This window comes from Patiriisocius sp. 208BN25-11, assembly GCF_058147145.1.
In genome coordinates this window covers 1-235 of sequence record NZ_JBYVJY010000146.1, presented here as the reverse complement: position 1 = coordinate 235, position 235 = coordinate 1, and the positions used below count along the sequence as shown (strand labels likewise).

Genomic DNA, 235 nt, shown 5'->3' with positions numbered 1-235 from the left:
GTAGAGAAGTACGTACTTCAAATCCGGAATACTATAAATGGACCCAATGGATTTTCACCGAGTTATTAAATAGTTGGTATTGCAGACACGGTAACAAAGCATATCATATTTCAGAACTAATCAAAGTATTTGCAGCAGAAGGAAATGCAAATGTAGATGCGGTGTGTGATGACAATGCACCCCTGTTTACAGCAAAGGCGTGGGCTGGTTTTTCTTAGGAAATGCAACAGGACAT

The 235-nt window shown here is 39.6% G+C and carries 1 protein-coding gene; it reads left to right on the top strand.

The features are described 5' to 3' along the window. Positions 1-218 (top strand): hypothetical protein (locus ACY2RS_RS15920; RefSeq protein ID WP_490099629.1); only part of this gene is annotated, 218 nt, incomplete at its 5' end. Between the last annotated feature and the right edge of the window lie 17 nt (positions 219-235).